Origin of the sequence: Caballeronia hypogeia (assembly GCF_001544875.2) — a bacterium.
Taxonomy (GTDB): Bacteria; Pseudomonadota; Gammaproteobacteria; order Burkholderiales; family Burkholderiaceae; genus Caballeronia; species Caballeronia hypogeia.
Map to the genome: position 1 here is coordinate 285,319 of NZ_FCOA02000001.1, position 12,604 is coordinate 297,922.

The following is a 12,604-nucleotide window of genomic DNA, read 5'->3' on the forward strand; positions in this document are numbered from 1 at the left end:
TGTCCTACACTTCCGGCAAGACTCAGAGTTAGTGTAGGGGAGTCGCCAAGTTGGTCAAGGCACCGGATTTTGATTCCGGCATGCGAGGGTTCGAGTCCTTCCTCCCCTGCCATTCTTTCTAGCAGTTATCTTCTCGCCCCCAGCCGCAGACAGGTGCACGATGAGCAGTGACGGCCTGATGGTTTTTACTGGCAACGCAAATCCCGCGCTTGCCCAGGAAGTCGTCAAGATCCTTGGAATTCCTCTCGGCAAAGCGATGGTCAGCCGCTTCTCAGACGGCGAGATCATGGTCGAGATTCAGGAAAACGTTCGAGGCAAAGACGTATTCGTTCTGCAGTCCACCTGCGCCCCCACGAACGACAACCTGATGGAACTGATGATCATGGTCGATGCGCTCAAGCGCGCATCCGCAGGCCGGATCACCGCAGCTATCCCCTACTTCGGCTATGCGCGCCAGGATCGCCGTCCGCGTTCTGCGCGAGTGGCCATCTCGGCGAAGGTCGTCGCGAACATGCTGGAAATTGCCGGCGTCGATCGCGTGATCACCATGGACCTTCACGCCGACCAGATTCAAGGCTTCTTCGACATTCCTGTCGACAACATCTACGCAACGCCCGTTCTGCTCGGCGATCTGCGCAAGCAGAATCATGACCATCTGCTGGTCGTGTCGCCGGACGTCGGTGGCGTGGTGCGCGCGCGTGCGCTCGCCAAGCAGCTGAACACGGACCTCGCGATCATCGACAAGCGTCGTCCGAAGGCGAACGTCGCCGAAGTAATGAACATCATCGGTGAAGTCGAAGGCCGCACCTGCGTGATCATGGACGACATGGTCGATACCGCAGGCACGCTGTGCAAGGCCGCCCAAGTGCTGAAGGAACGTGGCGCCAAGCAGGTGTTCGCCTACGCGACACACCCGGTGCTCTCGGGTGGCGCGGCGGCGCGCATCACGGCGTCGGAGCTGGACGAACTGGTCGTCACGGACACGATTCCCCTCTCGGCTGAGTCGCTTGCGTGCGCGAAGATCCGTCCGCTGTCGAGCGCGGGTCTGCTCGCGGAGACGTTCTCCCGAATCCGGCGCGGCGACTCGGTGATGTCGCTCTTCGCCGAAGGTTAAACAGAATTGAGCAAGGAACGCGAAGCACACGCTTCGCGTTTTTGCATGATCGATGCGAACGGACGAAGGTTCGCGTCGCTTGTTTTGGGATCACACCTTTTCGATGATCCCGGTTTCCCTGCCTGGTCGCGGGCAGATATAGGAGTCAAACATGAAAGTCGTCGCTTTCGAGCGTAGCAAGCAAGGTACGGGTGCGAGCCGCCGCCTGCGTAATTCGGGCAAGACCCCGGGTATCGTGTACGGCGTGGGTGCGGCCCCTCAACTGATCGAACTCGATCACAACGCCCTGTGGCACGCCCTGAAGAAAGAAGTTTTCCACTCGTCGATTCTCGACCTGGAAGTGGGCGGCAAGTCGCAACAGGTTCTGCTGCGCGACGTGCAATATCACCCGTTCAAGCAGTTCGTGCTGCACGTGGACTTCCAGCGCGTCGACGCGAAGAAGAAGCTGCACACCAAGGTGCCGCTGCACTTCATGAACCAGGAAACCAACCCGGCCGTGAAGCTGTCGGGCGCGGTGATCTCGCACGTCGTGACGGAACTGGAAGTGGAATGCCTGCCGGCAGACCTGCCTGAGTTCCTGGAAATCGATCTGGCGAAGATCGAAGCCGGCCAGACGATGCACGCGAAGGACATTCCGCTGCCGAAGGGCGTGAGCCTGACGATTTCCGTCGAAGCGGAAAACCCGGTGGTGGCATCGGCGACCGTTCCGGCTGCTGTCGTGTCGGAAGCTGGCGAAGCTGCTGAAGGCGAAACGCCCGCAGCCGAGTAAGCACGCGGAGCATCGCGATACTCTCGATCCGTTCGCACGAACGGTCGACGTGACCCGCCGGCGCGCAAGCCCCGGCGGGTTTTTTTCGTTTTACGTGAATCGACATGATCAAGCTGATCGTCGGCCTGGGAAATCCGGGCGCCGAATACACCGCGACGCGGCATAACGCGGGCTTCTGGTTCGTCGACCAGTTCGCACGCGACGCCAGCGCCACGCTGCGCGAGGAAAAACGCTTCCACGGCTTCTACGGCAAGGGGCGTCTGCACGGCCACGAAGTGCATCTGCTGGAACCGCAGACGTTCATGAACCGTTCGGGGCAATCGGTGGTCGCGCTCGCGCAATTCTTCAAGATTCTGCCCGACGAGATTCTCGTCGCGCACGACGAGCTCGACCTGCCGCCCGGCACCGTCAAGATGAAGCTCGGCGGCGGCAGCGGCGGGCACAACGGGCTCAAGGACATTTCCGCGCATCTTTCGTCGCAGCAGTATTGGCGGCTGCGCATCGGCATCGGGCATCCGCGCGATCTGATTCCCGAAGGCGCACGCGCGGGCGCGAAGCCCGACGTCGCGAACTTCGTGCTGAAGCCGCCGCGCCGCGAAGAGCAGGATGTGATCGATCAATCGATCGAGCGCGCGCTTGCCGTGATGCCTTTCGTCGTCGCGGGCGAGACCGAACGCGCCGTGATGAACCTGCATCGCAACTCTTGATCTGGAGTCGAAAAAAGTGAGCCGTTTCTGGAGCGATATCGTCCACACCCTGACGCCTTACGTGCCGGGCGAACAGCCCGCTCTGGCGCATCCGATCAAGCTCAACACGAACGAGAACCCGTATCCGCCATCGCCGCGTGTCGTCGAGGCGGTCCGTCGCGAACTCGGCGAGGATGGCGCGACGCTCCGTAAATATCCCGACCCGACCGCGCGCGCGTTGCGCGAAGCCGTCGCGAAACATCATGGGCTGCGCGTCGAACAGGTGTTCGCGGGCAACGGTTCCGATGAAGTGCTCGCGCACGCGTTCGCCGCGCTGCTGAAGCACGAAGCGCCGATCCTGTTCCCCGACATCACCTACAGCTTTTATCCGGTATATGCCCAGCTCTACGGCGTCGAATACCGCGCGATTGCGCTGAACGCGGATTTCGCGATCGATGTCGACGATTACCGCGCCCCGAACGGCGGCGTACTGCTGCCGAATCCGAACGCGCCGACGGGCCGTGCGCTGCCGCTGTCCGAGATCGAAGTCTTGCTGAAACAGAATCCCGACGTGCCGGTGATCATCGACGAGGCGTATGTCGATTTCGGCGCGGAGTCAGCGGTCAATCTGATCGATACGTATCCGAACCTGCTCGTCGTGCAGACGACGTCGAAGGCGCGTTCGCTCGCGGGCATGCGCGTGGGCTTCGCGTTCGGCGATGCCGCGTTGATCGAAGGCCTCACGCGGGTGAAGGACAGCTTCAACTCCTATCCGCTTGATCGGCTCGCGCAAGCGGCGGCGCTCGCGTCGTACGAGGATCAGGCGTGGTTCGAGGAAAGCTGCGCGAAAGTGGTGGAAAGCCGCGACCGTATGACGGCGCAGTTACGAGCGCTCGGTTTCGACGTCGTGCCGTCCGCGGCCAATTTCGTATTCGCGAAGCATCCGGCGCACGACGCCGCGACGCTCGCCGCCGCGCTCAAGGCAAAGGAAATCTTCGTGCGTCACTTCAAATTGCCGCGCATCGATCAGCATTTGCGCATTTCGATCGGCACGCCGGCCGAATGCGATGCGCTCGTTGCAGCGTTGAAGGAACTGATCGGCTGATCGAAGCGGGAAATCGAAGGGCTTACTTGCCCTTCGCCGCCATCAGCGCGTGATATTTGGCCAGCAATTGCTCAGGCGTCTCGACATGCGCCGGGTCGCGCGGAATGCATTCCACGGGGCACACCTGCTGGCACTGCGGTTCGTCGAAATGTCCGACGCATTCGGTGCACTTGTTCGGGTCGATCACGTAGATCTCGGGACCCATCGAAATGGCGTCGTTCGGGCACTCGGGCTCGCAAACGTCGCAGTTGATGCACTCGTCGGTAATGATCAGGGACATGCTTCACTCTCTTGCGCCGGAACGTGGTCCGGCTTGAAACCCGCGCAACCTACAAGGTAGGTGCGCGGGCCCGGCGTATCAAGGCGCCGCCGGATCTTTCTGGGTCTGATCGGTGACTTTATCGATCAGCCGCTTTTCCACCGACGGAAACACGAACTTGCTCACATCGCCGCCGAGTTGCGCGATCTCGCGCACGATGGTGCCGGAAATGAACTGGTACTGGTCGGACGGCGTCATGAACATCGTCTCGACGTCGGGAAGCAGATAGCGGTTCATCCCCGCCATCTGGAACTCGTATTCGAAATCGGACACGGCGCGCAGGCCGCGCACGATCACGCGCGCGTTGTTCTTGCGCACGAAATCCTTCAATAGCCCGGTGAAACTGCTCACCTGAACGTTCGGATAATGCCCGAGCACATCGTGCGCGATATCCAGCCGCTCCTGCAGCGAAAAGAACGGCTTCTTCGCGCGGCTGTCGGCCACGCCCACGACGAGCTGATCGAAAATGCTCGATGCGCGCCGGACGATGTCCTCATGCCCGCGAGTGAGCGGGTCGAACGTTCCCGGATACACGGCGACAACCATGAGCTTCTCCTCTTTCTATTTACGTTTGGGCCGCGTGGCTGCGACGGCCAGCTCTGCCTCATTCCCCGCGTGACTGGGCTCGCCAAAATGGGCAACGCGCATTATTCCTCATTTTCGCGACGCAGCAAATGATAGCGGACCGCGCCCGCCTTGCCTTCACGCACGACCGACCAGCCCGCGAGCGCATCGATGGACGAGGCGTCTAGCGGATCGCCGCATTCAACGTAGATCGCGCCATCGGCGGCGGCGAGCGGCGTCGCGAGTTCCAGCGCGCGCAAAAGCAGCGCCTGATCGCCGAACGGCGGGTCGAGGAAGATCACGTCGAACGAGCCGGGCGCGAGACTGGCGGCGAGCCGCAGAGCGTCGGCTTCCGCGACTTCGATATTGCGCGCGCCGAGCTTCGCCTGATTCGCGCGGATCTGCGCGGCGGCCTTGCCGCTTCGTTCGACCATCAGCACGCGCGCAGCGCCGCGCGACGCCGCCTCGAAACCGAGCGCGCCGCTTCCGGCGAACATGTCGAGGCAATTCTGGCCGCTGAGATCCTGGCCGAGCCAGTTGAAGAGCGTCTCGCGCACGCGATCCGGCGTGGGCCTGAGCCCGTCGAGATCGAGCACGGGCAGCGGCGTGCGCTTCCAGTCTCCGCCGATGATACGGATCGTGTGCGGCTTGCCTCCGCGCGACGGCGTGTGGCTGGGCAAAGTGGAGCGAGTGGCGGACGAGCGAGGCATAAATGATCGTGTTCGAGCCGGACGCACGGCCGCGCCCGACGAGCGCGCCTGACCTGTTTTCAATTGGAATGCGGCTGCGCGCGCAATGAAAGGCAACGTTACCACACGCGCGCGCCATGCCGGGAGCCGCACGGGCGCGACTGGCCGCGCCTGATAAAATATGCGGCTTCCAATCCATTGCGCGGGCCACGCGCGAAGCGCCGCACACGCGCGCACGCGGCCATCGGATGACGCGCGCCTCATCTCACAGACCCATGTTCAGCTTCTTCAAACGATTCAAAAAGCCGGCGGACGAGCAGCTCGACGCACCTCAGGAAGAATCCCCCGAGGCGGCCGAGGAGGAAGAAGTCTCCGACGCGGAACTGGAGCGACAGGCGCTCGCGGCCGAGGCGCCTGCGCAAAACGAACTGCCCGAGGAAAAGCCCCCGGTGCTGCGTCACGAGCCCGTCGCGTCGCCTAAGCCGACTGTGCCGGCTGTGCCCGCTGCTCCGGCGCCGACTACTCCCGCGGCTCCCCAGGCGGCCGAGTCGAAGGAGTACTGGCAAGGCCGCACCCAGTCGCAATGGTCGCGCGGTCCCGAAACGGATCAGGCGAGCGAAGAGATCGTGCCGCCGCCGATGCTCGATCCCGCCTCGAAAAAGTCCTGGCTCTCGCGTCTGCGTCACGGGCTCTCGAAGACCAGTTCCAATCTCACCGGCATTTTCGTCAGCGCGAAGATCGACGAAGACCTGTACGAAGAGCTCGAAACCGCGCTGCTCATGTCCGACGCCGGCGTCGACGCCACCGAATTCCTGCTCGAATCGCTGCGTGAGAAAGTTCGCGCGGACCGTCTGACCGAAGCGTCGCAGGTCAAGGCCGCGCTGCGCGAACTGCTCGTCGACCTCCTGCGTCCGCTCGAAAAATCGCTGATGCTCGGTCGCGCGCAGCCGCTCGTGATGATGATCGCGGGCGTCAACGGCGTCGGCAAGACGACGAGCATCGGCAAGCTGGCCAAGCATCTGCAGCGCTTCAATCAGTCCGTGCTGCTCGCCGCCGGCGACACGTTCCGCGCCGCCGCGCGCGAGCAACTGACGGTCTGGGGCGAGCGCAACAACGTGATGGTGATCGCGCAGGAAAGCGGCGACGCCGCCGCGGTCATCTACGACGCGGTCGGCGCCGCGCGTGCGCGCAAGATCGACGTCATGATGGCCGACACCGCCGGCCGCCTGCCGACACAGCTTCATCTGATGGAAGAACTGCGCAAGGTGCGCCGCGTGATTGCGAAGGCGATGCCCGACGCACCGCACGAAGTCCTGCTCGTGATCGACGCGAACACGGGTCAGAACGCGCTCGCGCAGGTGAAGGCGTTCGACGACGCGCTCGGCCTGACCGGCCTCATCGTGACGAAGCTCGACGGCACCGCGAAGGGCGGCATCATCGCGGCGATCGCGCGGCAGCGTCCGGTGCCGGTGTATTTCATCGGCGTGGGCGAAAAGGTCGAGGATTTGCAGCCGTTCAGCGCGGAAGAATTCGCCGACGCGCTGCTCGGCTGAAGCTGGCAAGTCAAAAAGGGGCGTTCAGAGACGAACGCCCCTTTTTCATTTCATCGAGAGAACGCGAGCGCCGCCGCGATCCACCACATCACGCAGCCGACGATCACGTCGAGCACGCGCCACGATACGTCCTTCTCGAACCACGGCTCCAGCAGTCGCGCGCCGTAGCCCAGCGCGGTGAACCAGATGATGGAAGAACACATCGCGCCCGCCGCGAACCACGCGTTGCCCGGCCAGCCGCGTTGCGCGCCGATGCCGCCGAGCAGCACCACCGTGTCGAGATAAACGTGCGGATTGAGCAGCGACAGCGCGAGCACAGTGGATGCCGCGCCGATCGCCGTCTGCGATTCGCTGTCCGACGCGTTCAGATGTCCCGGCCCGCGCCACGCGGCGATGAACGCGCGCAGGCCGTAGAGAAACACGAAGGCCGCGCCGGCCCAGCGAATCACGTCGAGCAGAACCGGCGCCCGTGAAATGAGCGCGCCCATGCCTCCGACGCCCAGCCCGATCAGCAAGACATCGATGAGCGCGCAGATCGCCACGACGATGCCCACGTGCCTGCGCTTCAGTCCTTGCCGCAGCACGAAGGCGTTCTGCGCGCCGATCGCGACGATCAGGCTCGCGCCCAGTCCCGCGCCAGCCAGATAACTCGCCGCATCAACCGTCATTCGGCGTCAGGCTGCTGAGCCGGCGCGGCCTTGGCGAATGCCTCGATGCTGCACGCGTGATCGGCGATGCGCTCGATCGTCGGGTATTGGCTCGTGTCGATCTTGAAGCGCCGCGCGTTGAACACCTGCGGCACGAGGCACAGATCGGCGACGGTCGGCGTGTCGCCGAAGGTCAGCTTGCCGACGCGCTTGTCGCTAGCCAGACGCTTTTCGAGCGTCTCGAAGCCCGTTTCCACCCAATGCCGATACCACGCGTTCTTCGCGTCCTCGTCGATTTTCACCTCATGCTTCAGGTATTTGAGCACGCGGAGATTGTCGAGCGGATGGATTTCGCACGCGATCTGCATCGCCACCGCGCGCACGAACGCGCGATCGGAAGGATCTTTCGGCAGCAGCGGCGGCTCCGGATGCGTCTCCTCCAGATATTCGATGATCGCGAGCGACTGGGTGAGCACGTCGTCGCCATCGACGAGCGCGGGCACGATGCCGTCCGGATTCACCGCGCGATAGTCGGGCTTGAGCTGCTCGCCGCCGTCGCGCAACAGGTGAACCGGCACGTACTCGTAGTCGAGCCCCTTCAGGTTCAGCGCGATACGCACGCGATACGCCGCCGAGCTGCGGAAATAGCTGTAGAGCTTCATACGACACGCACCGAGAACTCGCCGATGCCATCGACGCCGCCTTTCAGCAGATCGCCCTTCACGACCGCGCCGACGCCTTCCGGCGTGCCGGTGAAGATGAGATCGCCGGGGAAGAGTTCGAAGAGCGTCGACAAATACGCGACCGTCTCGCCCACCGACCAGATCAGTTGCGAGATGTCCGAACGCTGCTTTTCCTCGCCGTTGACGGTCAGCCAGATCGCGCTCTTCTCCAGATGCCCGACCTTCGACACCGGATGGATCGGACCGATGGGCGCGGAGCGGTCGAAGCCCTTCGCGGTGTCCCACGGACGGCCGAGTTTCTTCGCTTCGGCCTGCAGGTCGCGGCGCGTCATGTCGAGGCCGAGCGCGTAGCCGTAGACGTAATCGAGACCTTTATCGGCGGGAATGTCCTTGCCCTGCTTGCCGATGGCGGCGACCAGTTCCATCTCGAAGTGCAGATTTTTAGTCTGCGACGGATACGGGAATTCGCCAGTCGCACCCGGCGCGACGTACAGCACGGCGTCGGCGGGCTTGCTGAAGAAGAACGGCGGCTCGCGATCCGGATCGTGGCCCATTTCGCGCGCGTGAGCTTCGTAATTGCGGCCGACGCAGTAGATGCGGCGCACGGGAAACTGCTCGTTCGAACTGTCGACGGGCACGGCCGCCGCCGGCGCCGGAGAAAACACGTAACTCATCCCGCTCTCCTGTTGCTGTTTTGATTTGCAGATTGATGGACGAATGCGCTGGCGCGGACCGCCTGCGAGAACAGCGAGTTTAACGCGCGCCCGCACATCGTGGCGAAGCCCGCGAGGCTTGGCAGGCGCGGCTTTGCGAGCTTTCGAAGCGCCTTCGGCCGGGAAAATCGCCGGACGCATTGCCTCGTCGGACCTTGCCAGCGCACGTCAAATGCGGTACTGAATGACATTCCTGCACATCAGATCGCGCGACGGCATCGCTCAAGGTACGGCTCACAGTACGGAATTGAGCGCCCGATCCGCGCACTTTTCCATGACCGAATCCGCTGCCCCCACTTTCGCCTGCGCACGCTACATCAAGGAAATCGGCCGCGGGCCGAACGGCGCGCGCGCCTTGTCCCACGACGACACCTTCGCGCTCTACGAAGCGATGCTCGAAAACCGCGTGCCCGAGCTCGAGCTGGGCGCGGTCCTGCTCGCCTATCGCGTGAAAGGCGAGTCTTCCGCCGAGCTCGCCGCGATGCTCTCCGCCGCGCATCGCTCGTTCGAGCCGCTGCACGTCCAGGATGGTCGCGAACACGCGCGCCCCGTGTCGATTCCGAGCTACAACGGCGCGCGCAAGACACCCAATCTCGTGCCGCTCCTGTCGCTGCTGCTCGCGCGCGAAGGCGTGCCGGTGCTCGTGCACGGCGTCACCGACGATCCAGGCCGCGTGACCAGCGCCGAAATCTTCGCCGAACTCGGGATCGCGCACGCGGCCTCGCACGATGAAATCGAAGACAGCCTCGCATCGCGCCGTCTCGCCTTCGCGCCGATCACCGTGCTCGCGCCGAAGCTCGCGCGGTTGCTGGCGCTACGGCGCCGCATGGGTGTCCGCAACTCGACCCACACACTCGTGAAAATCCTGCAACCCTTCGCGGAGCCGGGTCTGCGGCTCGTCAACTACACGCATCCGGAGTATCGCGAGAGTCTGACCGGGCTGTTCACCGAACATCCCGACGCGGCCACGGGCGGCGCGCTGCTCGCGCGCGGCACCGAAGGCGAAGCGGTCGCGGACACGCGGCGTCAGGTCCAGGTCGACTGGTTTCACGACGGTCGGGTCGAAACGCTCATGTCGCCGGAGCATTCGCAACCGCACGCGCCGCACGTCGATCTGCCCGAAGCGCTCGACGCGGCGACCACCGCGCGCTGGGTCGAATGCGTGCTGCGCGGCGACGTGCCAGTGCCGCCGGCGGTCGCGCGTCAGGTCGAAGTGATCGCCGAGATCGCACGCAAACCGCTCGCTGACCAGGCAAATCCGATTTGACACGGTATTCAACGCTGGTTTAAAGTCGAGCGCATGAGCTTCACCCAGCCCTCCTCCCTCCGAATTATTTCGGGCCGCCTAGCGCGGCCCCTATCGCTACGTCTAGCGTAAGTCGCCAGACGTAGCGCCGCGCGTTATCGGGTTTTCCGAGCAAGCGCGGTCCTGCCAGAAGTCCCCGCAGTTCCTTTTCTTACCACCTGTAGTCGTCAGCTTTTCGTTCGCGCATCCCGCGAGACGGAAACGCGAGGGTCAAATGCACGCTGCTTCGCGCACGTTCACGTTGGTCGCAGGCGTCACCATCGCTGGTGATCCGTGTGATCGTGCGCGCGGCCCGGTCTTAGGTGCATCGAACCGCAATCGGCCAGCCGCCGGATTCGGTTTCTCTCGCAGGCGCTACGCAAACCGTCCGAAGAGAGATCGACGATCATGATGCCGAACCCCGCCGAGAAATACCGCCCGTTTCCGCAAGTCCGTCTGAATGGCCGCCGCTGGCCGAATCGCACGATCGAAAAGGCGCCCATCTGGATGAGCACCGATCTGCGCGACGGCAACCAGTCGCTGATCGAGCCGATGAGCATCGCAGCCAAGCTCGAATTCTTCGAGATGCTGGTGGCAACGGGTTTCAAGGAAATCGAGGTGGGGTTCCCGTCGGCATCGCAGACCGATTTCGACTTCGTCCGCAAGCTGATCGACGAAAAACGCATTCCCGACGACGTGACCATCGAAGTGCTCGTGCAATCCCGCCGCGAGCTGATCGAACGCACGTTCGAGGCCGTCGAAGGCGCGGGTCGCGTGATCGTGCACCTCTATAACGCGATCGCGCCGTCGTTCCGGAAGATCGTGTTCAACCAGTCGAAGGACGAAGTGAAGGCGCTCGCGGTGGAAGGCACGCGCATCATCAAGGAATGCGCGGCCGCGCGGCCGGATACGCACTGGGTCTACCAATACTCGCCCGAGACGTTCAGCATGACCGAGCTCTCTTTCGCGCGCGAAGTCTGCGACGCGGTGGCGCAAGTGTGGCGTCCGACGCCCGATCACAAGATGATCGTGAACCTGCCCGCGACCGTCGAATCCGCCACGCCGAACGTGTTCGCCGACCAGATCGAGTGGATGGACCGCAACATGGGTTTTCGCGACAGCATCGTCTTGTCCGTGCATCCGCATAACGATCGCGGCACGGCGGTCGCTGCCGCCGAACTGGCGCTGCTCGCGGGCGCGGACCGCATCGAAGGATGTCTCTTCGGCAATGGCGAGCGCACCGGCAACGTCGATCTCGTGACGCTCGCGATGAATCTCTACACGCAGGGCATCGATCCTGGCCTCGATTTTTCCGATATCGACGCCGTGCGCCGTGTCGTCGAGCGCTGCAACCAGATTCCGGTGCATCCGCGTCATCCGTATGCCGGCGATCTCGTGTTCACCGCGTTTTCGGGTTCGCATCAGGACGCGATCCGCAAGGGCTTCGCGCAGCGGGTGCCGGGAACCGTCTGGGAAGTGCCCTACTTGCCGATCGATCCTGCGGATCTCGGCCGCAGCTACGACGCCGTGATTCGCGTGAACAGCCAGTCGGGCAAGGGCGGTGCGACCTATCTGCTCGAACGCGGTCTGGGCTTCACGCCGCCGCGCCGCGTGCAGATCGAATTCAGCCACGCGGTCCAGAAAGTCACCGATACGTCCGGCGCGGAAATCAGCGGCGAGGCGATCTGCGAACTCTTCCGGCGCGAATATTTCGACGCGGGCGGCGCGCTCACGCGTGTCGATGCGTCGACGTTGTCGGTATTCGGACGGCACGTCGCGATAGCGCCGGCCGCGCACGCCGCGAGCAGCGAGGCTTACGCGCAGACGATCGCGGCGGCGCTGGGCGTCGATGCCAACGTGAACTGGTTCGAGACGGCGGTGACGACGGGCGGCGACACGGCGGCGTTCGTCGGCTGCCGTGTCGGCGACGGCCAGACGCGCTTCGGCGTGGCGGTGCATGCGAACCCGGCGCTGGCGGTCGCCGATGCGGTCGTGAGCGCGGTGAATCGCTCGGAACGGCTCGACGAGATGCGGCAGGACGAAACCGTCGAAGCGTGATGCGGCGGCGCGCGTGGCCTCACTCGAGTGCGACGCGCGTCGCCTGCAGCGCCAGCAGTTGCCACTGGCCTTCGGTCTGGATGTGCACCGCCGTGTAGGCAATCGGAAAGAGCAGCGCGCCGTTCTTCGATTCCATTTCGATCAGCACGCGTCCCGACACGAGGCAGGTGTCGCGGCCGGCGGGCATCACGTCCTGCGACTGGATCTCGATCTGCCGATAGCGGCGACGCCCGGCGGTGATGGCGTCGATGAACTGGCGCTTCGTCTCCCGCTTGCCGTTGGTGTGGACGTAGCTGACGTTTTCGGCCAGCAGCGCGTCCAGCGTCGGGCCGTCGCCCTCGACCATCGCACGGAAGCGGTCGCGCTCGAGGCCGCGTATGGCCTCAATGGTTTTTGCCGGCATCTGTCGATCCCCTTGT

Annotated in this window: 14 protein-coding genes and 1 tRNA gene; 8 read left to right on the plus strand and 7 right to left on the minus strand. The window is 63.9% G+C overall.

What is annotated here, in order from left to right; translation table 11 throughout:
* Nucleotides 1-35 precede the first annotated feature (35 nt).
* The 5 genes from AWB79_RS01260 (at nt 36) to hisC (ending at nt 3,674) form a co-directional block, all read left to right on the plus strand.
* A tRNA-Gln gene (locus AWB79_RS01260) sits at nt 36-112 on the plus strand.
* A 48-nt stretch (nt 113-160) separates the two neighbouring features.
* Nucleotides 161-1,114, plus strand: a complete 954-nt coding sequence (locus tag AWB79_RS01265; protein WP_061165556.1) for a ribose-phosphate pyrophosphokinase — start codon at nt 161-163, stop codon at nt 1,112-1,114.
* A gap of 151 nt (nt 1,115-1,265) precedes the next feature.
* Nucleotides 1,266-1,883, plus strand: coding sequence for a 50S ribosomal protein L25/general stress protein Ctc (locus tag AWB79_RS01270; protein WP_061165557.1), 618 nt, complete (start codon nt 1,266-1,268; stop codon nt 1,881-1,883).
* A gap of 104 nt (nt 1,884-1,987) precedes the next feature.
* Nucleotides 1,988-2,590: an aminoacyl-tRNA hydrolase gene (pth, locus tag AWB79_RS01275; protein ID WP_061165558.1), complete on the plus strand. Its 603-nt coding sequence runs from the start codon at nt 1,988-1,990 to the stop codon at nt 2,588-2,590.
* Nucleotides 2,591-2,606: 16 nt separating this feature from the next.
* Nucleotides 2,607-3,674 (plus strand): histidinol-phosphate transaminase, encoded by a 1,068-nt coding sequence (gene hisC / locus AWB79_RS01280; protein WP_061165559.1) that lies wholly within the window; start codon nt 2,607-2,609, stop codon nt 3,672-3,674.
* A gap of 22 nt (nt 3,675-3,696) precedes the next feature.
* Here the strand turns inward: hisC and AWB79_RS01285 are convergent, their stop codons facing one another.
* The 3 genes from AWB79_RS01285 to rsmD all read right to left on the minus strand — a co-directional run bounded on the left by AWB79_RS01285 (nt 3,697) and on the right by rsmD (nt 5,267).
* A complete protein-coding gene (locus tag AWB79_RS01285) occupies nt 3,697-3,954 on the minus strand; it encodes a YfhL family 4Fe-4S dicluster ferredoxin (RefSeq protein WP_061165560.1) in 258 nt (85 codons plus the stop codon).
* Nucleotides 3,955-4,032: 78 nt separating this feature from the next.
* Entirely contained in the window at nt 4,033-4,539 is a 507-nt protein-coding gene (gene coaD / locus AWB79_RS01290; RefSeq protein WP_061165561.1) for a pantetheine-phosphate adenylyltransferase, read from the minus strand.
* Nucleotides 4,540-4,640: 101 nt separating this feature from the next.
* Nucleotides 4,641-5,267: a 16S rRNA (guanine(966)-N(2))-methyltransferase RsmD gene (rsmD, locus tag AWB79_RS01295; protein ID WP_061165919.1), complete on the minus strand. Its 627-nt coding sequence runs from the start codon at nt 5,265-5,267 to the stop codon at nt 4,641-4,643.
* Between the two features lie 254 nt (nt 5,268-5,521).
* Here rsmD and ftsY point away from each other — a divergent pair, with 254 nt between their 5' ends.
* Nucleotides 5,522-6,799 (plus strand): signal recognition particle-docking protein FtsY, encoded by a 1,278-nt coding sequence (gene ftsY, locus AWB79_RS01300; RefSeq protein WP_061165562.1) that lies wholly within the window; start codon nt 5,522-5,524, stop codon nt 6,797-6,799.
* A gap of 50 nt (nt 6,800-6,849) precedes the next feature.
* On the opposite strand, the gene AWB79_RS01305 is transcribed toward ftsY, so the two are convergent.
* Genes AWB79_RS01305 through AWB79_RS01315 form a run of 3 tightly spaced genes read right to left on the minus strand, consistent with a single transcriptional unit; the run spans nt 6,850 to nt 8,803 of the window.
* Nucleotides 6,850-7,467, minus strand: a complete 618-nt coding sequence (locus tag AWB79_RS01305) for a LysE/ArgO family amino acid transporter (protein ID WP_061165563.1) — start codon at nt 7,465-7,467, stop codon at nt 6,850-6,852.
* Entirely contained in the window at nt 7,464-8,108 is a 645-nt protein-coding gene (gene maiA, locus AWB79_RS01310) for a maleylacetoacetate isomerase (protein ID WP_061165564.1), read from the minus strand. Before maiA ends, AWB79_RS01305 begins: the two co-directional genes overlap by 4 nt.
* The gene (locus AWB79_RS01315; RefSeq protein ID WP_061165565.1) at nt 8,105-8,803 is read right to left on the minus strand and encodes a fumarylacetoacetate hydrolase family protein; all 699 of its coding nucleotides are present in this window, start codon (nt 8,801-8,803) and stop codon (nt 8,105-8,107) included. The genes maiA and AWB79_RS01315 overlap by 4 nt, the downstream gene beginning before the upstream one ends.
* Before the next feature lie 313 nt (nt 8,804-9,116).
* On the opposite strand from AWB79_RS01315, the gene ybiB reads away from it, so the two are divergent.
* Together ybiB and leuA are read left to right on the plus strand one after the other, a co-directional pair.
* Nucleotides 9,117-10,109, plus strand: a complete 993-nt coding sequence (ybiB, locus tag AWB79_RS01320; protein WP_061165566.1) for a DNA-binding protein YbiB — start codon at nt 9,117-9,119, stop codon at nt 10,107-10,109.
* Between the two features lie 426 nt (nt 10,110-10,535).
* Nucleotides 10,536-12,185, plus strand: coding sequence for a 2-isopropylmalate synthase (gene leuA / locus AWB79_RS01325; RefSeq protein ID WP_061165567.1), 1,650 nt, complete (start codon nt 10,536-10,538; stop codon nt 12,183-12,185).
* Between the two features lie 19 nt (nt 12,186-12,204).
* Here the strand turns inward: leuA and AWB79_RS01330 are convergent, their stop codons facing one another.
* A complete protein-coding gene (locus tag AWB79_RS01330; RefSeq protein WP_061165568.1) occupies nt 12,205-12,588 on the minus strand; it encodes a nuclear transport factor 2 family protein in 384 nt (127 codons plus the stop codon).
* Between the last annotated feature and the right edge of the window lie 16 nt (nt 12,589-12,604).